Genomic DNA, 23,789 nt, shown 5'->3' with positions numbered 1-23,789 from the left:
CTACAATTAAGAAGAAAATTTCTTATTCAGTCGATGATTTTTGCGGGTGAGCCCTAAATATTGGTGATATACTTTGTGACTTTTATAAACTCCAGTCAATTTACATCACTGTAGTTTATGTTTCTACTTAATAACCTATGACCATTGACTATGAAGTTTATTATTAAATTATTCCCCGAAATTACGATCAAAAGCCAATCAGTTCGTATACGTTTTATCAAGATCCTCACTAGTAATATTCGTAATGTACTTAACACATTAGGTGATGAAATCACGGTTGTCCGCAATTGGGATAACATTGTTGTTGTCAGCAAGGATGAAAGCAAAAGTGAAGCGGTATGTGATGCATTAACACGTATTCCTGGTATTCATCACTTTTTACAAGTAGAAGAGCATCCGTATACTGATCTACACAATATTTTTGAGCAAACTTTTGCAGCATTTAAGCATTTAGTTGAAAACAAAACATTTTGTGTTCGTGCCAAACGTCGTGGTAAACACAGTTTTACTTCAAATGAAGTTGAGCGCTATGTTGGTGGTGGTTTTAACCAACACGTTGAAAGTGCTAAAGTGAAATTAACTCGTCCAGATGTCACCATTAATTTGGAAATTGAAGATGACAAACTTATTCTGGTGAATGCGCGTTATGAAGGCATTGGTGGTTTCCCAATTGGTACACAAGAAGATGTTTTATCACTGATCTCTGGTGGTTATGACTCAGGTGTATCGAGCTATATGTTAATGCGTCGTGGTAGCCGGGTTCACTATTGTTTCTTTAACTTAGGTGGTTCTGCTCACGAAATTGGCGTTAAACAAGTTGCGCATTATTTATGGAACCGTTTTGGTCGTTCACATAAAGTGCATTTCGTTGCTGTTGATTTTGAGCCTGTTGTCGCAGAAATCTTAGAAAAAGTCGATGATGGTCAAATGGGTGTTGTATTAAAACGTATGATGGTACGTGCAGCATCAAGAGTGGCAGAGCGTTATGGTGTTCAAGCAATTGTTACAGGCGAAGCATTAGGGCAGGTTTCTAGCCAAACCTTAACTAACTTACGTTTAATTGATAATGCGACAGACACGTTAATTTTACGCCCTCTTATCACTCATGATAAAGAGAACATTATCAATATTGCACGTCAAATTGGTACAGAAGATTTTGCTCGCACAATGCCTGAATTCTGTGGTGTGATTTCAAAAAGCCCAACAGTGAAAGCGGTAAAAGCGAAGATCGAAGCAGAAGAAGAGAAGTTTGATTTTTCTATTCTTGATAGCGTTGTTGAAAATGCTAAGAATATGGATATTCGTCGTATTGCCGAAGAAACTGTACAGCAAGTTACTGAAGTTGAAATGGTCTCTGAATTTGGAGCTAACGACGTTATTCTGGATATTCGCTCACCAGAAGAGCAAGAAACGTCACCATTAAAGATAGAAGGTGTTGATGTTAAAGAGCTACCTTTCTATAAACTAAGCACTCAGTTTGGTGATTTAGATAAAGCAAAAACCTATTTACTCTATTGTGATCGTGGAATGATGAGCCGTTTACAAGCGCTTTATTTACGCGAGCAAGGTTTTGAGAACGTTAAAGTCTATCGTAAAAAATAATATATAACGTTTATCTTGTTGATAAAAAAGCCACTTTATAGTGGCTTTTTTAATTATACAACTTTTATGTTGGGGAATGTCGCTGCCATTCTCTGGATGATTACTTTGCTCTTATTGCTTGACCATCATCATTGGTGCTTGCACGAGCCCACATTTTTTACAAAATGCTTCATGTTTATAGAGCCAAGGGCGTATGTTGGCTCTTAAGCTAGAAAGATTATCTAGAACTAAGGAATATATTAATCTTAAAAAGAGGTCAAATTCAAAGATTACTTAAAAGGCAGATTGCAATAGAACATGTTAATCCTGATCTATTTAATTTTATAGTTGCTGTATTTAATGTTGTTCCCGTTGAGAGTAAGTCATCAATTAAAATAATATTATAATGATTTAATCTATTAATATCGAAATCTGGGTTTATTTCCCAAGGAGAAAAGTAGTGTCTAATTTTGTTTGGTATTTTCTTCATTGAAATAATTCTTAATTACTTCTTCCACAGTACATTTAATAAATACATCATTATAAAAAGCAGTTCTGAAATGGCGAGAGATCCTTCTTGCTAAGAAGTATGGTACTGCTGTAGATGACGGCATAACGATAAATATAATATTTTGATCTATTATTTTATTTAAAATAGCTAAGAAGGAAGGTTTGAATTTGTATAGCTCATCTTTTTTTATTTTATAGTTATAAATACCTTTTAATGAATATATTAAAGGGTTATCATCTCTATCACTATCACCAAATTTAGTTCGAATATAGTTAACTTATTTTTCTTACCTATTATGCTAATTTTAGGATTTTTATTAATGCTTGTTATTAGTCGACATTCATGCTGAGTATTTAAAGTAATTATTTTATTTTCAGAAATATCTATACCCAGAAGATTGTATCCTTATATATTAGTCGAGTAACTAAATTTATTTCTCATGATAATAACATGTTGAACATAGCTTAAATATAAAGAATATCTGAAATAAAACTAGAACCACTTTAATAATATTATATATTTGCGGTTCTAGTTATCTACTTATCTATCCCCAAAACCTGTAAATTCATCTTGGTAATTATAAATGCCGGGTGGCAATACAAGTTGTTTGGCAACATCGGCAGCGACTTCTTTGCCTTTTAAACGTTCGATAATTTTGAGTGCAAAATCAATAGATGTTGCAGGTGCTTGGCTAGTAATTAAGTTTACTCTTTCATCAAAATAGACTCGGTAATCTACCCATTTTTTCGGTGATATTTTATCTTTTAATGTAGGAAAACCCGTCATATTGCCAATGGGGAAAATATTGTGGGACTCAAGAATAATTGCAGGTGCTGCACAGATGGCTGCAACAAGTTTATTTTCACTGTGCATACGACGTACTTTCTCAACCACTAAAGGGCTATCTCTTAAGGTTTCAGTACCTTGTAAACCACCCGGTAGAATAATTACGTCATAGTGATGATCAACGACACGAACTAAAGGTGCATCAGCTACAATTTTAATACCACGAGAACAAGTGATAATAAGATCATCAACATCATCTTCTGCACTTGCAAGCACAACATTAATACCCGCTCTAACCAGCAAATCTGTGGTGGTAACGACTTCGGTTTCTTCACTTCCATTAGCTAGGCAGATGAGCGCTGATATGGTCATAATTGCCTTCCTGTTGTTTAATAAATTGAAAAAGGCGGTTATTTTCGGGTAATACAAGCCCTTGTTCTGAAGCTCGACGTAATAAATAACCAGTAATATAGTCAATCTCTGTATGGCGTTGATATTTCACATCTTGATACATAGACGAATAATTATTTGCAGTTTGTTCTATCGTATCAATAATATATCCATGAAGATGGGCTTGAGATGTTGGTACAACACCTTCGCGCTCCATTACTAAATAAACTTCATCGCATATTTTTTGAATATGTTCAGGATAACGCAACAAATCCCCATTACGGCATTGATAATAAACGGTAAGAGGGTTGATAACACAATTAACTGCAAGTTTTAGCCAACTAATCGTATGGATATCATTATGCCAAGCGACATCAGGTAAAGCATGATGCAAGATTTCTGCTAAATAACTGTATTGTTGAGCTGCATGATTTAATGGACCTATATGTGTTATTCCAGTTGCTGTATGAATAACATCTTGGCCTTGTTGGTATGCACCATGAGTAATAATGCCTTGTAAAATAGGCCTGATAACTGAGTGTTTTGTTGCGGTTAATTCATCAGCAGTACCCATACCATTATGAATTAGTAAAATAGGACACTGTGCAGAAAGATTAGGTAATAGTGCATTAACTGCATCTGAGACTTGCCAAGATTTTAAGCAAACTATTAATAATTCGCTTTGTTTTAACCATTCAAGTTGATTTGCGGTAATACGCTGATAAAAAGGTTCGCCATTAATACTATCAACACTTACATCTAAAAAAGGCTGAGGTACTCTTAGCCAACCTTGTACTTCATGAGATTGAAGTGTTAAAGCTGCAACCCAAAGTTTACCAATCGAACCACACCCTAAAACGGTAATTTTCATTGTGCCTCTTTTTGCAAATCGTAATAGCGTAAGGGGGCTACTGACGGTCATTAGACTATTTAGCTAAAATTATAACATTGATTACACTTCTCTGTTTAAAGTATGTTTGCGCTTTACTGTAAGAGGAAATTAACAGTTGCCCCGTAATTTCTCGTCCAATGTGAAGTAACTCCATAAATTTGTTATTGAATGTACAATGCTTTTTTGCAACCCTAAAAGAAGCTATTATTCGGGTTGTATTTATTTATTGAGGAAGAAAGAATGCCATCTTTTGATATCGTATCTGAAGTTGACTTACATGAAGTGCGAAATGCGGTAGAAAACGCACAACGTGAACTGACTACTCGCTGGGATTTTCGTAACGTTGAAGCAAGCTTTGAATTAAACGAAAAAGCAGAGTCAGTGAAAACGACCAGTGTATCTGAATTTCAGGTTCAACAATTATTAGATATTCTGCGTGAGAAAATGGCAAAAAGAGGGATTGATGGTGCAGTATTAAATATCCCTGAAGAGATGACTCACAGCGGAAAAATGTACAGCGTAGAAGCCACCTTAAAACAAGGTATTGATACAGCTTTAGCGAAAAAAATTGTTAAGCTGATCAAAGACAGTAAGTTGAAAGTTCAGGCTCAAATTCAAGGTGAGCAAGTTCGTGTTACAGGTAAATCACGCGACGACTTACAAGCCGTGATGAAATTAGTAAGAGAAGGCGAGTTAGGGCAGCCATTCCAATTTAACAATTTCCGTGACTAATTGTTCATCTATTTAGTCATACAAAAATGCGCTGTTGAACCAGCGCATTTTTATTTCATCCAATAAATTTATTGGACTTCAAACTAAAGGGATCAGAGCCTCTAATGTTGCTCTTGGTGTCTGTTTAGTATCAACCTTGATATAAGCACTTTGTTCATCCGCCATAATCACAACTTCATTAACACCGGGTTGTTGCTTAAATAATTGTTGTAGTTGCTGTTGTTGGCTTGAAGATAAGCTTTCAGGCAATTCAACACGTAAGCTACTGACATAAGAGGGTTGGCGTAATGTTAGGCTAATAAAAAACCAAATAAGACCAATCACTAAACAGCCTAAAAATACAGTCTGCGCATTATAATGTTGGTAAAGCCATCCTCCTAAAATTCCACCTAATGCCACACCTAAAAATTGGCTAGTAGAATAAATTCCCATTGCTGTGCCTTTATAACCTGCTGGTGCTTCTTTACTGATTAATGAAGGAAGAAGTGCTTCCATAATATTAAATCCAATAAAGAAAACTTGAATACCCGCAATAATTAACCACAAGCTAGAGCCTGAAATAATCAAAATAACTTGAGCAATAATAAGTAAGGAAATACAGAATAAGAAAACTTGTTTCATTTTTCGTTTCTTTTCTGCATAGATAATAAAAGGAAGTACAGTAATAAAGGCGATAAGCATGGTGACTAGATAAACAATCCAATGTTTCTCTTTCGCTAAACCTGCGTTACTCATAACCAGAGGAAGTGCAACAAATGCGGCCATTAATAAAGTATGTAGTGAAAAAATACCTGTATTCAATTTGAGAAGTTGTACATCAAATAAAACCTTTTTTACGCTACCACGAACAAAACCTGACTCTCGATTAAGAATATGGTGTTCGCTATTCGGCACAGTAAAAAGTGTAATAATAATGCCACCAAAGGCGAGTAGGGCAATTCCCCAAAATAGGCCATGTAAACCAAAAATATGCGTTAAAATAGGTCCTAAAACTAAGGCTAAAGCGAATGTTATCCCAAAACTAATACCAATAAAGGCCATTGCTTTTGTTCTATTTTGTTCTCGTGTTAAATCTGATAACAAAGCCATTACTGCAGCTGAGATAGCTCCCGCTCCTTGCAATGCTCTGCCAATAATAATGCCGTAGATATTGTCACTGAGAGCCGCAATCAGACTACCAAGAATAAAAATAATTAAGCCAAAAACAATCATAGGTTTTCGACCAAATTTATCAGAGAAAATACCAAAAGGAATTTGGAATATAGCTTGTGTTAATCCATAAATACCGATGGCTAGTCCAATGAGAGATTCTGTTGCGTGTTGTAGTTGAAGCCCATAGGTGGTTAAAACTGGGAGTACCATAAACATGCCAAGCATGCGAAGAGAAAAAACAGTGCCTAGTCCCCATGTGGCTTTGCGCTCTAATGGGGTCATTTTATTATCATTCATGGATTACCTCATATTACTGATACCCCCATTGTAATGACATTTTCTAGTGAGGTTAATCAATAAATGGGATACAAAAAAGACAAAACTGTACTGATATCATGCGAAGTCGTAAAGGAGATAAAAAAATACCAGTCAGGAGGCTGACTGGTATTTAGGTTACTTTAATAAATACATTATCTTATATACGCAAAAACCGCTTCTGTTGAGCTTGTTGGGTCAACAGACATCATTACGCTTAATGAAGTGATTGCGACAATAGAGAAAATAAATAATTTTCGTGCCCACACAATATCATTGGTTGCTTTGTAACCCGATAAAGCCATACCTAACCACCAAATACTGACAGCTGAAGCCACAATCAGGTATTTATAGCCTGCATAACCAACTAATGTCAGCATTAAGGTTGCGATCATAAACGCCAGAATATAGAGAATGATATGACGTTTCGCGACTGAGATCCCTTTAATTACAGGTAATACAGGGATATTTGCAGCTTGGTAGTCTTTAAAACGGAAAATAGCAATGGCATAAGAGTGGGGCATTTGCCACAAACTAAAGATAAGTAATAGGATTGCCGCGCCTGCATCAAATTCACCGCTAACGGCACAATAGCCGATAACAGGAGGTGCAGAGCCAGATAAACTTCCAATCAGTGTGCCATAAACAGATTTACGCTTCATGTAGAGGCTATAAACCCCAACATAAATAATAAAACCGAATACAGCGATAAACATTGCAAGTGGGTTGGCTGCTACATAGAGCAGCACAACACCTGCAATACCTAATACTGAGGCATAAATCAGGCTAATTCGAGGGTCAATTAATCCTTTAACTAATGGGCGATTCTTCGTTCTTTCCATGATACGGTCAATATCACGGTCAATATAGTTGTTAAAAACACAACCAGAAGCAACGACCAGAGACACCCCAAGTAGAGTCGCGAAAAATAGGGAGTAATCAATCTCACCTTTAGAAGCGAGCAGAAAACCACCTATTACAGAAATTAAATTTCCGAAAATAATTCCTGGTTTGGTGACTTGTAGGTATTGCTTAATCATAGCGACAACTCTTAATCCATCATCATATTGATGTTCAGGTTGTACATAATCCACAACGAGCCTACGACAACAATGCCGATAATAAGCAGTGTGAACAGGAATGCGACGACGTTCCAGCGCTCTTCTGATGACGTATTCATATGCAAGAAGCAGACTAAGTGAACCACAATTTGCACAACTGCCATACCGACAACAGTCCATAGAATTGTTGCTGGTGTCGCTGTTCCTTCCATCACCATCCAAAATGGAATAACGGTGAGGATAACAGACAGAATAAAGCCAATCAGATAAGACTTCATGCTGCCGTGGCTTGCGCCTGAAGGAGAAGTATTTGGATGACTCATTACATCGCTCCCATCAGATAAACTACGGTGAACACACAGATCCAGACAACGTCAAGGAAGTGCCAGAACAGACTTAAACAGCTTAAACGAGTACGGTTAACTTCAGTTAAACCACGGCGTGATACTTGGATCATCATAATAACAATCCAAATTAAGCCAGCCGTTACGTGAAGACCGTGTGTTGAAACTAATGCAAAGAATGCAGATAAGAATGCACTGCGATCTGGGCCATAACCTTCTGCGATTAGCTCATGGAATTCGTAAACTTCCATGATGACGAAACCTAGGCCGAATAAGAAAGTAACAAATAACCACAGATTAACTTGGCTAACGCTACCTTTGTTCATGCCCAGCATAGCGAAACCAAAAGTGATACTACTAAATAGCAGTAAGAAGGTTTCAACTAAAACAAACGGTAAGCTAAAAATTTCTTTACCTGAAGGGCCATCCGCAATCCCGTTAACAAGCACCGCATAAGTGGCGAATAAGCTGGCAAACAGGATAAGGTCGCTCATTAGGTAGATCCAGAAGCCGAAAACTTTCGTCGCTCCTGCATCGTGGTGCCCATGATGCTCATGGGCGTTTGTGTTATTTACAGTTTGAGTAGACATTATTTCACACCTGCTTTTTTCAGTTCTTCATAATGCTTATTCTCGAGAGCTTCAATTTCAGGTACTTGGACATAGTAATCCACATCTGTATCAAAGCTTTTCACGATCCAAGTGACAATCATGCCAGCGAAACCAACGATAGCTAACCACCAGATATGCCAGATCATGGCAAAACCAAGTACTAAGCTGAATGCTGAAATAATCACACCAGCACCTGTATTTTTAGGCATATGGATTGGTTCGTATTTAGTTGGACGCTGATAAGCAGTACCTTTTTCTTTTTGATCCCACCATTCATCACGCGTTTGAACATTAGGTTCAACGGCAAAGTTATAGAAAGGAGCAGGTGAAGAAATTGACCATTCCAGAGTACGTCCGCCCCACGGATCTCCCGTTAAATCACGGTTTTGATCACGGTCACGGATACTGACGTAGATCTGGACAACTTGACAAGCGATACCGATAGCAATCAGTGCAGCACCACCCGCAGCAACCATCAGCATTGGATGGAACTCTGGGTTGATGTTTTGGCTGATACGACGAGTCATACCCATAAAGCCAAGAATGTACAGTGGCATAAAGGCCATAAAGAAGCCGATAAACCAGAACCAGAATGCACGGATACCCCATTTTTCATTCAGTGTGAAACCAAATGCTTTAGGGAACCAGTAAGTCATACCAGCGAAACAGCCGAATACCACACCACCGATAATAACGTTATGGAAGTGAGCAATTAAGAATAAGCTGTTATGTAGAACGAAGTTTGCACCCGGAACGGCTAACAGAACCCCAGTCATTCCCCCAACAGAGAAGGTGATAAGGAAACCGATAGTCCATAACATTGGGCTTTTATATTCGATACGGCCTTGATACATCGTAAACAGCCAGTTAAATATTTTAACCCCTGTTGGTATAGCGATGATCATCGTGGCTATACCGAAGAAGGCATTGACGTTGGCACCAGAACCCATAGTAAAGAAGTGGTGTAACCAAACGATAAATGACAACACGGTAATAACGACAGTTGCACCAACTAATGAGGTATAACCGAATAACCGTTTTTTAGAGAATGTTGCTGTAACTTCAGAGAACACACCAAATACAGGCAGAACAAGGATATAAACTTCTGGATGACCCCAAGCCCATACAAGGTTGATGTACATCATCATGTTACCGCCCATATCATTGGTAAAGAAGTGCGTACCAAGATAGCGGTCTAAAGTTAACAACGTAATAGTGACTGTTAAAATTGGGAATGCAGCGATAATCAGGACGTTAGTACATAAAGCAGCCCAAGAGAATACAGGCATTTTCATCATGCTCATACCCGGCGCACGCATACGCAGGATAGTCGCGAAGAAGTTAACCCCTGTTAGAAGCGTACCAATACCGGATATCTGTAAACTCCATATCCAATAATCGACCCCGACTCCTGGGTTATATTCCAAACCAGAAAGTGGCGGGTAAGCTAACCAACCTGTTTGAGCAAATTCACCGATACCCAAAGAGATGTTGATTAATAACACACCTACAACAAAGAACCAGAAGCTCAGGGAATTAAGGAATGGGAATGCCACATCACGAGCACCAATTTGTAAAGGTACAACAAGGTTCATCAGACCCACAACAAAAGGTGTTGCCATGAAGAAAATCATGATAACGCCGTGTGCGGTAAAAATCTGATCATAGTGATGAGGTGGTAAGAAACCTGCTTCACCAGCAGAGGCGAGAGCTTGTTGGCTTCTCATCATAATCGCATCGGCAAAGCCACGGAACATCATGACCATTGCAACGAGGATATACATAATACCAATTTTTTTATGGTCAACGCTGGTTAACCATTCGGTCCACAACCATTTCCATTTACGAAAATAAGTTAGTGCGCCAACAACAGCAAGCCCACCAAGAACAATACCGAGTAAAGTAACGACGATAATTGGTTCATGTAGCGGGATTGCATCAAGAGTTAATTTTCCGAACATGCCTTTATTCCTCTGCTCCTGCATGCGCCGCATGGCTCATGTTCATATTCATTGTTGCATCAGCTTGTGCTGTCTGATTGCCACTGGTGTGAGCGCCATGACCCGTGTGACCAAATTTAGAAATGGTCTCTTGGAATAACATTGGCTTCACGCTTGAATAGTAGGTCACTGGATTTTTCTGGCTTGGTTTAGCAAGTTCATTAAATGCAGCGGTCGTATTTAACGTATCTGACGATTGTTTGACTTTTTCAACCCACGCATCGAAACCGGCACGATCAGGTGTCGCAATCGCTGTAAATTTCATATCAGAGAAACCGTGTCCACTATAACTTGCTGACATCCCTGGATATTCGCCAGGCTCATTAGCAATTAAGTGCAACTTAGTTTGCATTCCTGCCATCGCATAGATTTGTCCACCTAAGCGAGGGATAAAGAATGAGTTCATGACAGAGTCAGAAGTGATTTTGAAATTAACAGGAACATTAGTAGGGAAAGCCAGTTCATTAACTGTTGCAATACCTTGTTCTGGATAGATAAATAACCATTTCCAATCCATTGAAACAACTTCAATGGTGACAGGTTTTTCTGTGGACTCTAATGGTTTGTAAGGATCAAGTTCATGGGTTGTTTTCCATGTGATGCTTGCCAAAATCACAATAATGATAATTGGCACAGTCCAAACGACGAGTTCGATTTTATTTGAGTGAGCCCAGTTTGGGCGATAGGTGGCTTTAGTATTGGATTCACGGTAGCGAAAAGCGAAAACAATCACCATCAGTATTACCGGTATCACAACAATTAACATTAAACCAAGCGCAATGAGGATTAATGTTTTTTGCTCAGCGCCGATAGCGCCTTTGGGATTCATTAACGCCATATCACAGCCACTCAATAGAAGAGCTGCTGCTAATAGCGAGAGTGTCCCAATACTTTTTATGTATTTCATAAGTCTCATCCAACGACCCAAATGATAAAGGTTCTATTGTTGTTTCATCAGTATCAGTAAGGACATTTTACGGTAAGGTTGCGACAGTGTAAACAATTGTAATGGTAAGTAAGTGATTGGTTGGTCTTTTGTGTTAATGTGATCACAAGTAATCAAAGTATTAAATAAATGTTAATTTAATTATTGCATATTAACTATAATTTCATAAAGTATCATGTTTTTAAAATAAATACATATTTTTACAAATAAAAATGCAATAAAAAGTGTAAGAAAACGTATTCTGATTAAAAAAGTAACAAATTAGAGGTCGGAGGAGAGTTGATAGGTAAAATCCTTTTTATATTGATGTTTAATATCTATATTTGATACTTGTATGATTTTTAATATGGGTAATTAGTGATTTGATGAATGTTTATATCCAATGAGAAATATTTTCATTAAGTGATAAAAAGAGGTTACAGCGGATAAAAATCGATCCGCTGTAATAAAAATTAACAATTTCCTATCAGAAGTTATATTTCAAGCTATATACAATGCCATCTTGCAGAAAACTCTCTCCTAGCTTTTTATAAGCATAACGATACTGAATTCCAGTAGTGATAGATGTTGTCGGATGCCACCAAATGGCTAAAGCGCCATTAATGCCATTTTTACCTCCATTGCCATAACGTTTGTGTCGTTGGAATTCCATTTCATGCCAGTTTGTTAGGCTAAACTTTTGATTTTTTATATTAAAATCATATCCAGCAACCCAACCAGCCACATAACCGTTGTTACCTGAATATTTAGATTGATCGACATAATGAAGGGCAATAAAAGGTTTAAACCATAAATTAGCAATTTGTGTGTTATAGCCAACGCCGTAAAGTGTATTTACTTCATGGAAGTTACCACCATATTTTTTACCAGGGAGTGACCATGTACCGTAAACATGCCCGTATAGATTGAAATGACTTTCACCTAAATAAATGCGGCTTGTTGCTTTGACGGTATAACGTTGATTATCACCCGGTTGCGCTTTTCGAGGATTAAACGGATTTTCAAGATCAAAAAAGCCATAAAACTCCCCCCATGAAAAATTAGTAGCACCTTCAAGTTCTAAATAGGCAAAATCATCTTTATGGGAAGTTTTGCCAGTTTTGTGTGTTGTATGTGTTGTCCAATCCAAGTAGTTAATACTAGCGCTTGCAAATCCTCCTAAATAGCTTGCCTGAGAAGGTAAAGAGAATGTTGTTGCGAAGACAAACAAAAATGATTTTTTGATCATAAATTATCCCGATGGCTTATGGCCGATTATGGTTGCGGTGAATGTTCAGTTTTTCTTTTTTATTAGAATAATAAACTATAAAAATCCTTTTTATGGAAATTTGAGCTTAAAATAAGATCTATTTCTAGAATTTTGATATTAGTTTAAAAAATGAGAAATTTTGTATTTTTTTATTTTATTTTTTGAATTAATAGCAAAAATAAAAAAAGGAGTTTTTGATAAGAAGAGGAAATTTAAGGAGATAATGATAGAAAATGGCACTTAGATGAAAAAGTAATATGAACAGCACAAAAATACCTCACGACACAAGAATGAAGGGGTAGTATCATTAGCTCATATTTGTTTTTACTTTATTTGGAATTTTCATTGTGACCTCATTTGCTGAACTTAACGCACTTCCTGCTGAACAACTCGCTAACCTTAATGAATTGGGTTATCTCACTATGACTCCAGTTCAAGAAGCTGCTTTGCCCGCCATTCTTGAAGGAAAAGACGTTCGTGCTCAGGCAAAAACAGGCAGTGGTAAAACAGCTGCTTTTGGTTTGGGAGTTTTGCAATGTATTGATGCAAAACAATTTAATACCCAATCACTTATTTTATGCCCAACGCGAGAACTTGCTGATCAAGTTGCAAATGAATTACGTCGCCTTGCTCGTTATCTTCCAAATATCAAAATATTAACACTGTGTGGTGGTGTTCCATTTAGCATCCAGCGTGATTCATTGATTCATGCTGCACATATTATTGTTGCAACACCGGGTAGATTACTTGATCACATAAGAAAAGAGACTGTTACTTTAGATGATGTGAAAACATTGGTATTGGATGAAGCAGACAGAATGTTGGATATGGGATTTTTTGATGATATCAACGACATTATTTCTCGTATGCCAACCGCACGTCAAACATTGCTCTTTTCTGCAACTTGGCCAAATGAGATTGCAGCAATTAGCCGTAAAATCCAGCAAAATCCAGTAACTATTGAAATAAACTCTGTTGACGAACTTCCGGCGGTTGAACAGCAGTTTTATGAAATATCTCGTCACGGAAAAATAGGATTACTGCAAAAACTTTTAAGTCGTGAGCAACCTGCTTCTTGTGTGGTGTTTTGTAACACGAAACGAGATTGCCAAGATGTGTATGAAACACTGACAGAAAGCAACCAAAGTGTACTAGTTCTACACGGCGATATGGAACAAAGAGAGCGTGACCAAACGCTTATTCGCTTTGCTAATGGGAGTTGTCGTGTATTAGTAGCAACAGATGTTGCGGCTCGAGGACTAGATATTAAAGCGTTAGAAATGGTGATTAACTACGAATTATCGTGGGATCCTGAAGTGCATGTTCACCGAATCGGTCGGACAGCTAGAGCAGGCGAAAGTGGATTGGCTATTAGCTTTTGCGCACCAGAAGAAATTCAGCGTGCTAACGCTCTAGAAGAGATGCTTCATATGAAGATAAATTGGTTACCAGTACCAGCAGGGCTACAAATTACGCCTCTTGAAGCAACAATGGCAACATTATGTATTGATGGTGGTAAAAAAGCTAAAATGCGTCCGGGTGATATTTTAGGCGCATTAACGGGCGATATGGGGTTCAATGGTGCCGACATTGGCAAAATTATGATTAACCCAACACATGCTTATGTTGCCGTAAAACAATCTATCGCCAAACAAGTCTGGAAACAGCTGCAACAAGGTAAAATTAAAGGTAAAGCAGTAAAAGTAAGATTGTTTAGATAATTTTTCTTTACTAAGAATATAGAAAGGACAGCTTAAGCTGTCCTTTTTTATGGTTCATATCTTGAGAAGGCAATAAAATTAATATGTTGTTTTTTTAAGGGCTAAATAATCTAAGATTGTGCCAAAGACAAGGCTTATCGCACCAATAATAACACCGTATAAAAAGAGTGTTGAAGCCCACGAACTTAATCTATTAGCATCTATTGACTGAATAAAATCAACAGAATGGAATATTTCTAAAGTCGGTAGTGAATTTGTAATAACAAGAATTAAACTACAAATAAAGAAGAAAACGGTCAGCATCAAACCATACATAGCAAAACGGTACTGTTTAATAAATAAAGTTCTTCTAAGGAATTCACCTGTTTTTTGCGTATAAATAAGTGTGTTTTTCGAAATCAACAATAAGATAAGGCCGGGTACAGAAGCAACAATAGAAAAAAGATAAAATGCTTCCCAACCGTGGCTTTCAACATACCAGCCAGCAACGGGGCCAACATAAACACGACCAATGGCAGAGAGAGCTGAGAGCAACGCAAATTGTGTTGCTGAAAAGGAGAGATGACAAAGTGTCATTAAGAGGGCAACAAATGCAGCTGTTCCCATTCCTCCACAAATATTTTCAAATGCAACTACCGCACCCATGCTATAAATACTTTGCTCAGAAACAGCTAAATACCAATAACCAATATTTGAACCACCTTGCAAAATACCAAAAATCATCAGTGCTTTAAATAAACTCCAACGGCGCATTAATAAGCCACCTAGTAATGCCCCAATAATAGTGGCTGCAAGTCCAAGTGTTTTATTTACTAATCCTACTTCACCGGCATCAAATCCAGCACCGCGAATAAGAAAGGTGGTACTTAAACTTAGGGCAAAGGCATCACCCATTTTATACAGCACAATAAGCAGTAAAATTAGCCAAGCATTATTGCGAGAGAAGAATTCATATAAAGGCTCAATAACAGCTTCATAGAGTGTACGTGGTGGCTTTACGGCGGTTTCTGGCTCTTGAGCAAGTAATGTGGCAATAATACCAATTCCCATTAAGGCAGCCATTAACCAGTACATGTTTTGCCAGCCAATATATTTATCGGCTAACCAAAGCGCCATTCCTCCTGAAACAAGCATAGCTATGCGATAGCCTAATACAGAAACAGCAGCACCTGTACCACGCTCATCTGCTTTTAAAATATCTGTTTTATAGGCGTCAAAAACAATATCTTGTGAAGCAGAACAAAAGGCAACAATGACAGCTAAAGAGGCAAGCCACCATAAATGATCATTAGGATTTAGAAATCCCATTCCTGCAATACCAATCACTAACCCTATTTGAGTGAGCAACATCCATCCTCGGCGACGGCCAAGAAAAGAAGGGGTATAGCGATCCATAAAAGGCGACCAAAGGAATTTAAAAACATAGGCTTGTCCCACTAATGAGAAAAAACCAATGGTTTTTAAATCGATATCTTCTACCGTCATCCATGCTTGTAATGTACCCGCGGTTAACGCCAGAGGTAATCCAGAAGTAAAGCCAAGTAATAGAAGAATAAATGATTTATACCAAGTGGTTTGTTTGAAGGCGGGCTGAACCATGCAAAAATTCCTTTAAACGACCTGTTTTAAGTAACAGGTCGTTTATTCTAATAAAATTAACGGGCGTTAGATTTGATAAATTGACTGACTGAAGCGTCTTTTGCCATATCGTTAACTAGTTCACTTAAGACATTGTTAATCGCAGCGGCAATTTTCTCATTAGTTGCACCAAATGGACCTTGAACATTGTAGCTAGTACGGAATGTTTTGGTATTAGAACTGCCATTCGGTAAGGTGACGATAATTGAAATATCCGCTTTTGCACTGATATTATGACGAACACTTCCTTCACCAACATCTGCATTGAGTTTATTGATAACAATAATCACATCAGCAGAAGCCGGAGAACCTATCATAAAACCACGGGCTGTCATTTGTTTTTGTAAAACTTCTTGCATTAAAAATGCAATATCACGAGTTGGAACAAGGACTTCTAATTTACCGTTGCGGTTGATTTCCGCTAAGTTTTTTGATGCACGTTTGTCTTGGCTTGAAATATTCAGTGAAATAGGGCGCATTGTTGGATCCGCCGCAGGAACTGACATCACTGGCTCGATAGATAATTTGTTACTAGGAGTTGCACAACCTGAAAGCAGTGTTAATGCAAAAACAGCACAGAGTAAATTTTTAATCATGAGGTAATCTCGGTTAAATATATCTGTTGTGTTAACAAGTAGAATAGGCTTCAAACTTTAGCCTATCATACCATTGCTGATAGGTTGCTAATATCCCCTTAACGAACGAAATTATCTGATTTTATCAATTGATTTTATTTCAAATTACTCTCGTTTTTACTCATGTATTTGACAATATTCGGTCAATGATTTTACTCAAGATGAAAAATAAGCGATTATCATCAGCAAAATTAAAAAGAATAAGCTCATCATTTTGTATTGATAAAGACTAAATCAATATAGTCTGGTTGACTTATTTTTTATTCGCCATGGTATAAAGGCTAGAGTATTAGGGGCAGAGATGATCCGTGATGATATTGAGAATAAGCTGATTTCACGCTTTTCACCGCATTTTTTACAAGTAATAAACGAAAGCCATCGCCATAATGTGCCCGAAGGCTCTGAAAGCCACTTTAAAGTCATTATCGTTAGTGATGATTTTAATGAAAAACGTAGTGTTTCACGCCATCGTGATGTGTACCAAACATTAGCTCATGAAATGGAAAATGGTGTTCATGCACTAGCATTGCACACCTTTACTTTGAGCGAATGGAATGAACAACAGGATAAAGCATTACGCTCTCCTGGGTGTCGTGGCGGAAGCCAAGAAGATTAACAACCTTATCGTTAATCGTGAGTAAATAGATCTTAAGATGCGTATTTTTTGTTCTTTATAGAGGAAAAAAGGGGCGAGTTGCTCGGTTTTATGAAAAAATTGAGGAATAAAACGGCTCTTTCTCGACTCAACCCCTCTAGATCGTTATAATGTCGCGTCTAATTTTCAGTAAGGTTTCGGGATGCTTCTGATATCAGGGATCCTCGTTTTTTTAAATGTGGCGGCCCCGGTTCTGAAAGGAAAATAAACTTAAATATGTCAATATCATGTTAGTTTCCTTTAAAGTAGACCGAGCACTAAAACTTATTTTGAGGTAACAAGATGCAAGTTTCTGTTGAAACGACTCAAGGCCTAGGGCGTCGTGTCACAATCACCGTACCAGCCGCTGATATCCAAACTGCTGTAGACAGTGAACTGAAAAAAGCTGCTAAAACTGTTCGTATTGATGGTTTCCGTAAAGGTCACGTTCCAATGTCAATGGTTAAACAGCGTTACGGTATGTCAGTACTGAATGATGTTCTGGGTGACCTGATGCAGCGTAATTTCATTAACGCTATTATCGAAAACAAAGTAAACCCAGTTGGCGCGCCTGACTACAAACCAGAGCAATACAAAGAAGGTGAAGACTTTGTTTACTCTGTAGAATTCGAAGTTTTCCCAGAAATCGAACTGAAAGATCTGGAAAGCATTGAAGTTGTAAAACCTGTCGTTACTGTTAAAGACGAAGACGTTGATAACATGTTAGAAACACTGCGTAAGCAACAAGCAGAGTGGAAAGACAAAGATGGCGAAGTTGCAGCAGAGGATCGCGTAACTGTTGATTTCAACGGTTCTATTGACGGTGAAGAATTTGAAGGTGGAAAAGCTGAAGATTTCGTACTGGCAATGGGTCAAGGTCGTATGATCCCAGGTTTCGAAGAAGGTGTTATCGGTCATAAAGCTGGCGAAGAATTCACAATTGATGTGACTTTCCCAGAAGATTACCACGCTGAGAACCTGAAAGGTAAAAAAGCACAATTCGCTATCAACCTGAAAAAAGTTGAAGAGCGTGAACTGCCAGAATTAACTGAAGAGTTCATCAAGCGTTTTGGTATTGCTGATGGTTCTGTTGATGGTTTACGTGCTGAAGTACGTAAAAACATGGAACGTGAACTGAAAAATGCAATCCGTACTCGTGTTAAATCACAAGTTATTGATGGCTTAGTTAAAGCAAACGAAGTTGACGTACCAGCAGCTGCTGTTGACAGCGAAATCGAAGTTCTGCAACGTCAAGCTGCTCAACGTTTTGGTGGCGACGAGAAACAAGCTCTGCAATTACCACGTGAACTGTTTGAAGAACAAGCTAAACGTCGTGTAATCGTTGGATTACTGTTAGGTGAAGTGATCAATAGTAATGAACTGAAAGCAGAAGACGACCGTGTTAATGCACTGATCGACGAAATGGCTTCAGCTTACGAAGATCCATCAGAAGTTGTTGAGTTCTACAACAAGAACGAACAACTGATGAACAACATCCGTAATCTTGCATTAGAAGAGCAAGCGGTAGAAAAAATCTTAGCAAATGCTAAAGTAACTGAAAAAGAAACTAACTTCACTGAACTGATGAACGAAGTTCAAATGGGTTAATTCTTAACCGCGAATATCGGTTTTAAGCAAAAACCCGTGGTTTTTACCACGGGTTTTTTTCAGTTTGTATATATTTATCAAATTTTGCCTTGAAATTTGAGCGATTATCTCCAGATAATTCTATATTCTCTTTATCACTCCTCGCGAGGCGCCTTGAATGTCTTGTGAGAGATTAGATCATTAGAAATGGTCATGATCAATTATCTCAAGTAAAATTGTTGTCATTGGCACCAATAAGAATGCAATAGGAGACAGACATGTCATTTAACGACACACAGGAACAATTCGCACCTAATATGGCTCTGGTGCCGATGGTTATAGAGCAAACTTCGCGAGGAGAGCGTTCTTACGACATTTACTCACGTTTATTAAAAGAACGTATTATTTTCCTGACTGGCCAAGTTGAAGATCACATGGCTAATCTTATCGTTGCTCAAATGCTATTTTTAGAAGCAGAAAACCCAGAGAAAGACATCAACCTGTATATCAACTCACCAGGTGGCGTAATTACTGCGGGTATGTCTATCTATGACACCATGCAGTATATCAAAGCAGATGTTAGTACAATTTGTATGGGGCAAGCGTGTTCAATGGGCGCTTTCTTACTATCTGCTGGTGCGAAAGGTAAACGTATTTGCTTACCTAACTCTCGTGTAATGATCCACCAACCGTTAGGTGGTTACCAAGGTCAAGCAACAGATATTCAAATTCATGCTCAAGAAATTTTGAAAGTAAAATCCCGTATGAATGAGCTAATGGCTCAACATACAGGTAAATCTATTGAAGAAATAGAGAGAGACACTGAGCGTGATCGTTTCTTATCCGCTAACGAAGCGTTAGAATACGGATTAGTGGATAAAGTCTATACTCAACGTAGCTAATCATTACACGTTGTAATAGCAACTGAATTAATACGTTTTCTTTGTTGGTCAATAATGCAAAGGAAGCGGCTATCAATATTTATGTAAAAAGACTTTCTTCTTCTTATAAATGATAAGAGGAATAACTAAGTGAGGTTGACTGATGACAGATAAGCGCAAAGATAGCTCAGGGAAGCTTCTGTATTGCTCTTTCTGCGGTAAAAGCCAGCATGAAGTGAAAAAATTGATCGCTGGTCCGTCGGTTTATATCTGTGATGAATGTGTCGATCTTTGTGTTGATATCATTCGTGAGGAAATAAAAGAACTGGCACCTCATCATGAACGCAGTGAATTGCCAACGCCACATGAAATCCGTAAGCACCTTGATGACTATGTTATCGGTCAGGAATTGGCTAAAAAAGTTTTGGCTGTTGCCGTTTATAACCATTATAAACGCCTGCGTAATGGCGATAAAGCCAATGGTGTTGAGCTAGGGAAAAGTAATATTTTGCTGATTGGCCCTACTGGTAGCGGTAAAACGTTATTAGCAGAGACATTAGCACGCTACCTTGATGTTCCTTTTACTATGGCAGATGCCACAACGCTGACAGAAGCGGGTTATGTGGGTGAAGATGTTGAAAATATCATTCAAAAACTGCTACAAAAATGCGATTACGATGTGCAAAAAGCACAACGTGGTATTGTTTATATTGATGAAATTGACAAGATCACTCGTAAATCTGAAAACCCATCAATCACTCGTGATGTGTCTGGTGAAGGTGTACAGCAAGCATTATTGAAATTAGTTGAAGGCACTGTGGCTTCTGTTCCTCCTCAAGGTGGACGTAAGCACCCACAACAAGAGTTTTTACAAGTAGATACTTCTAAGATCCTCTTTATCTGTGGTGGTGCATTTGCAGGGCTCGATAAAGTTGTTGCGCAGCGTTTAAATACACATTCAGGTATTGGTTTTGGCGCAGAAGTTAAAAGCCAAAAAGAGAAAGCTAGCGAAGGTGAATTATTAGCCCAAGTTGAGCCAGAAGATCTGATTAAATTTGGTCTTATCCCTGAATTTATTGGTCGTTTACCTGTTGTTGCAACGCTAGGCGAGTTAAACGAAGAAGCATTAATCCAAATCTTACAAGAACCTAAGAATGCACTGACTAAGCAATATCAGGCATTATTTAAATTAGAAGGTGTGGATTTAGAATTCCGTAAGGAAGCGCTGACTGCAATTGCGAAAAAAGCTATGGTACGTAAAACAGGTGCGCGTGGTTTACGTTCGATTGTTGAAGCAGCATTACTTGATACGATGTATGACCTTCCTTCATTTGAAAATGCAGAAAAAGTGGTCATTGATGAAGGTGTTATTAATGGAAAATCTGAGCCACTGGTTATTTATAGCCAACCAGAAAATCAGGCTTCAGGTGAATAATGCATCATAATTTGGCAATGTCTCTTATCTGACATTATCTAGTTTTCTCTCAAAATAAGAGAGAAATTTAAGATAAAGCGCGCCAGCGCAATAAAAATGAGGGAATTTTCCCTCATTTTGTTTTTTTAATGGGTAATGCTATTGAATGTCAGAAAAGTGCCCTTATATATTTTGACAATCCGTGGAATTAATTTTATTTGGTGACATGCGAATAAAATTACCTGTAAAAGCGTTAAGCTAAAAACGAAGAGAGAGCTCTATGAATCCTGAGCGTCCAGAACGTATTGAAATACCTGTATTGCCATTACGTGATGTCGTTGTATATCCGCATATGGTGATCCCGTTGTTCGTTGGTCGTGAAAAATCTATTCATTGCTTAGAAGCTGCGATGAACGACAACAAACAAATTATGCTGGTTGCGCAGAAAGATGCATCTACTGACGAACCAGGTGTTAATGATCTTTTTTCTGTTGGTACAGTTGCCTCTGTTTTACAGATGCTAAAACTGCCTGATGGAACAGTGAAAGTACTTGTTGAAGGTATTCGTCGTGCCAAAATTACGACGTTATCTGATAATGGTGAATACTTTCAGGCGAAAGCAGAATACCTTGAAACGCCAGCAGTTGATGAGCGCGAACAGGAAGTCTTAAATCGTACAACGATTAATCAGTTTGAAGGTTACATCAAACTGAATAAAAAAATTCCGCCAGAGGTATTAACCTCATTACATGCTATCGAAGAATCAGCGAAATTAGCAGACACCATTGCTTCTCATATGCCGCTGAAATTAAAAGATAAGCAAGCTGTACTTGAAATGTCTGATGTTACAGAACGCCTTGAATATTTAATGGCGATGATGGAATCAGAAATCGATCTGCTACAAGTTGAAAAACGCATTCGTAACCGCGTTAAAAAGCAGATGGAAAAGAGTCAGCGTGAGTATTATCTCAACGAGCAAATGAAAGCGATTCAAAAAGAATTAGGTGAGATGGATGATGCACCTGATGAAATGGAATCGCTGAAACGTAAAATCGACGCTGCAAAAATGCCAAAAGAGGCAAAAGAGAAGACAGAAGCGGAACTTCAGAAATTAAAAATGATGTCGCCAATGTCAGCAGAAGCCACGGTTGTACGTAGTTATATTGATTGGATGGTTCAAGTTCCTTGGAATAGCCGTAGCAAAGTTAAAAAAGACTTAGTGAAAGCACAAGAAGTTCTTGATACTGACCATTACGGCTTAGAACGTGTTAAAGAGCGTATCCTTGAATATCTCGCGGTACAATCTCGCGTTAGCAAAATTAAAGGACCAATTCTGTGCTTAGTTGGGCCTCCAGGTGTAGGTAAAACCTCACTGGGTCAATCTATTGCTAAAGCAACAGGCCGTAAATATGTTCGTATGGCGTTAGGTGGTGTACGTGATGAAGCTGAAATTCGCGGTCACCGTCGTACTTACATTGGTTCTATGCCAGGTAAATTAATTCAGAAAATGGCAAAAGTTGGCGTCAAAAATCCACTTTTCCTGTTAGATGAAATTGATAAGATGTCATCAGATATGCGAGGCGACCCGGCTTCTGCACTGTTAGAGGTGTTAGATCCAGAACAAAACATCGCATTTAACGACCATTATCTGGAGGTTGATTACGATCTGTCTGATGTTATGTTCGTGGCGACATCTAACTCCATGAATATACCAGCACCATTGTTAGATCGTATGGAAGTTATTCGTTTATCTGGTTATACCGAAGACGAAAAACTGAATATTGCTAAGCAACATTTGTTACCAAAACAGATTGAACGTAATGCGCTAAAACCAAGTGAGCTGACAATCCATGACAGCGCAATTATGGGCATTATTCGTTATTACACGCGTGAAGCAGGTGTACGTAGTTTAGAACGTGAAATTTCTAAATTATGCCGTAAAGCAGTAAAACAACTGTTAATGGATAGCACAATCAAACATATTGAGATTAACGAAGATAATCTCAAAGACTACTTAGGTGTTCGTAAAGTTGACTATGGTCGTGCTGATACTGAAAACCGAGTGGGCATGGTAACAGGACTTGCATGGACAGAAGTTGGTGGTGATCTACTGACTATTGAAACAGCAAGTGTACCAGGTAAAGGCAAGCTAACATTCACTGGCTCTTTAGGTGAAGTGATGCAAGAGTCTATTCAAGCGGCAATGACAGTGGTTCGTGCTCGTGCTGATAAACTTGGTATTAATGGCGATTTCTATGAAAAACGTGATATGCACGTACACGTTCCTGAAGGTGCAACACCAAAAGATGGTCCAAGTGCAGGTATCGCAATGTGTACTGCATTGGTATCAAGCCTAACAGGTAACCCTGTACGTTCGGATGTTGCAATGACGGGTGAAATTACGTTACGCGGACAAGTATTGCCAATTGGCGGACTGAAAGAAAAGTTACTTGCTGCACATCGTGGTGGAATTAAGACAGTTCTTATCCCAGATGAAAATAAACGTGATTTAGAAGAAATTCCTGAAAATATTGTTGCTGATCTGGATATTCACCCAGTGAAAACAATTGAGGAAGTTTTATCGCTAGCCCTGCAAAATTCGCCGTTTGGCATGGAAGTTGTGACTGATAAATCACACTAAAGAGTGATGTTAGTCATAAATTATAGCTAAAAAAAAGGCTGGGTAAGTAATAAAAGCTTGCCAGCCTT

The 23,789-nt window shown here is 38.2% G+C and carries 19 protein-coding genes; 8 read left to right on the top strand and 11 right to left on the bottom strand.

Annotation, left to right across the window (positions count from 1 at the left end):
* Window positions 1-150: 150 nt before the first annotated feature.
* Entirely contained in the window at window positions 151-1,602 is a 1,452-nt protein-coding gene (gene thiI / locus DK857_RS00825; RefSeq protein ID WP_109401308.1) for a tRNA uracil 4-sulfurtransferase ThiI, read from the top strand.
* Between the two features lie 1,030 nt (window positions 1,603-2,632).
* Here the strand turns inward: thiI and yajL are convergent.
* Entirely contained in the window at window positions 2,633-3,250 is a 618-nt protein-coding gene (yajL, locus tag DK857_RS00820) for a protein deglycase YajL (RefSeq protein ID WP_109393247.1), read from the bottom strand.
* Window positions 3,219-4,139: a 2-dehydropantoate 2-reductase gene (gene panE / locus DK857_RS00815; RefSeq protein ID WP_109401307.1), complete on the bottom strand. Its 921-nt coding sequence runs from the start codon at window positions 4,137-4,139 to the stop codon at window positions 3,219-3,221. The genes yajL and panE overlap by 32 nt, the downstream gene beginning before the upstream one ends.
* Window positions 4,140-4,400: 261 nt before the next feature.
* On the opposite strand from panE, the gene DK857_RS00810 reads away from it, so the two are divergent.
* Window positions 4,401-4,892 carry a YajQ family cyclic di-GMP-binding protein gene (locus tag DK857_RS00810; RefSeq protein WP_072063676.1) on the top strand — a complete coding sequence of 164 codons (492 nt, stop codon included), beginning with the start codon at window positions 4,401-4,403 and terminating at the stop codon, window positions 4,890-4,892.
* Between the two features lie 78 nt (window positions 4,893-4,970).
* Here DK857_RS00810 and DK857_RS00805 read toward each other — a convergent pair whose 3' ends face one another.
* The 7 genes from DK857_RS00805 to DK857_RS00775 all read right to left on the bottom strand — a co-directional run bounded on the left by DK857_RS00805 (window position 4,971) and on the right by DK857_RS00775 (window position 12,549).
* Window positions 4,971-6,341 carry an MFS transporter gene (locus tag DK857_RS00805; RefSeq protein ID WP_109401306.1) on the bottom strand — a complete coding sequence of 457 codons (1,371 nt, stop codon included), beginning with the start codon at window positions 6,339-6,341 and terminating at the stop codon, window positions 4,971-4,973.
* Window positions 6,342-6,514: 173 nt separating this feature from the next.
* Entirely contained in the window at window positions 6,515-7,399 is an 885-nt protein-coding gene (cyoE, locus tag DK857_RS00800; RefSeq protein WP_109393250.1) for a heme o synthase, read from the bottom strand.
* 11 nt (window positions 7,400-7,410) lie between these two features.
* Entirely contained in the window at window positions 7,411-7,743 is a 333-nt protein-coding gene (locus DK857_RS00795) for a cytochrome o ubiquinol oxidase subunit IV (RefSeq protein ID WP_006535101.1), read from the bottom strand.
* Entirely contained in the window at window positions 7,743-8,354 is a 612-nt protein-coding gene (locus tag DK857_RS00790) for a cytochrome o ubiquinol oxidase subunit III (protein WP_109393251.1), read from the bottom strand. Before DK857_RS00790 ends, DK857_RS00795 begins: the two co-directional genes overlap by 1 nt.
* Complete coding sequence (cyoB, locus tag DK857_RS00785; protein ID WP_109393252.1) at window positions 8,354-10,336, bottom strand: cytochrome o ubiquinol oxidase subunit I; 1,983 nt, start codon at window positions 10,334-10,336, stop codon at window positions 8,354-8,356. The genes DK857_RS00790 and cyoB overlap by 1 nt, the downstream gene beginning before the upstream one ends.
* Window positions 10,337-10,340: 4 nt before the next feature.
* Window positions 10,341-11,291 (bottom strand): cytochrome o ubiquinol oxidase subunit II, encoded by a 951-nt coding sequence (cyoA, locus tag DK857_RS00780; protein ID WP_109393253.1) that lies wholly within the window; start codon window positions 11,289-11,291, stop codon window positions 10,341-10,343.
* Window positions 11,292-11,787: 496 nt separating this feature from the next.
* A complete protein-coding gene (locus tag DK857_RS00775; RefSeq protein ID WP_109401305.1) occupies window positions 11,788-12,549 on the bottom strand; it encodes a nucleoside-specific channel-forming Tsx family protein in 762 nt (253 codons plus the stop codon).
* 368 nt (window positions 12,550-12,917) lie between these two features.
* Between DK857_RS00775 and dbpA the strand changes: the two genes are divergently transcribed.
* On the top strand, window positions 12,918-14,291 hold the full coding sequence (gene dbpA / locus DK857_RS00770) for an ATP-dependent RNA helicase DbpA (protein ID WP_109401304.1): 1,374 nt from the start codon (window positions 12,918-12,920) through the stop codon (window positions 14,289-14,291).
* A gap of 78 nt (window positions 14,292-14,369) precedes the next feature.
* On the opposite strand, the gene ampG is transcribed toward dbpA, so the two are convergent.
* Entirely contained in the window at window positions 14,370-15,890 is a 1,521-nt protein-coding gene (ampG, locus tag DK857_RS00765; protein ID WP_109401303.1) for a muropeptide MFS transporter AmpG, read from the bottom strand.
* A 56-nt stretch (window positions 15,891-15,946) separates the two neighbouring features.
* Window positions 15,947-16,525 carry a YajG family lipoprotein gene (locus DK857_RS00760; protein ID WP_075671987.1) on the bottom strand — a complete coding sequence of 193 codons (579 nt, stop codon included), beginning with the start codon at window positions 16,523-16,525 and terminating at the stop codon, window positions 15,947-15,949.
* A 340-nt stretch (window positions 16,526-16,865) separates the two neighbouring features.
* Between DK857_RS00760 and bolA the strand changes: the two genes are divergently transcribed.
* The 5 genes from bolA to lon all read left to right on the top strand — a co-directional run bounded on the left by bolA (window position 16,866) and on the right by lon (window position 23,721).
* The gene (gene bolA, locus DK857_RS00755; protein WP_075671985.1) at window positions 16,866-17,180 is read left to right on the top strand and encodes a transcriptional regulator BolA; all 315 of its coding nucleotides are present in this window, start codon (window positions 16,866-16,868) and stop codon (window positions 17,178-17,180) included.
* A gap of 321 nt (window positions 17,181-17,501) precedes the next feature.
* A complete protein-coding gene (gene tig / locus DK857_RS00750; protein WP_023580863.1) occupies window positions 17,502-18,806 on the top strand; it encodes a trigger factor in 1,305 nt (434 codons plus the stop codon).
* A 257-nt stretch (window positions 18,807-19,063) separates the two neighbouring features.
* Window positions 19,064-19,687 (top strand): ATP-dependent Clp endopeptidase proteolytic subunit ClpP, encoded by a 624-nt coding sequence (clpP, locus tag DK857_RS00745; RefSeq protein ID WP_004245088.1) that lies wholly within the window; start codon window positions 19,064-19,066, stop codon window positions 19,685-19,687.
* A gap of 142 nt (window positions 19,688-19,829) precedes the next feature.
* Window positions 19,830-21,101 carry an ATP-dependent protease ATP-binding subunit ClpX gene (gene clpX / locus DK857_RS00740; protein ID WP_006535087.1) on the top strand — a complete coding sequence of 424 codons (1,272 nt, stop codon included), beginning with the start codon at window positions 19,830-19,832 and terminating at the stop codon, window positions 21,099-21,101.
* A gap of 259 nt (window positions 21,102-21,360) precedes the next feature.
* Window positions 21,361-23,721, top strand: coding sequence for an endopeptidase La (gene lon / locus DK857_RS00735; RefSeq protein WP_075671981.1), 2,361 nt, complete (start codon window positions 21,361-21,363; stop codon window positions 23,719-23,721).
* The last annotated feature ends 68 nt before the right edge of the window (window positions 23,722-23,789 follow it).

The sequence above is a fragment of the Proteus terrae genome, assembly GCF_003144325.1.
Lineage (GTDB): Bacteria > Pseudomonadota > Gammaproteobacteria > Enterobacterales > Enterobacteriaceae > Proteus > Proteus terrae.
This window is presented reverse-complemented; position numbering and strand designations above follow the sequence as displayed.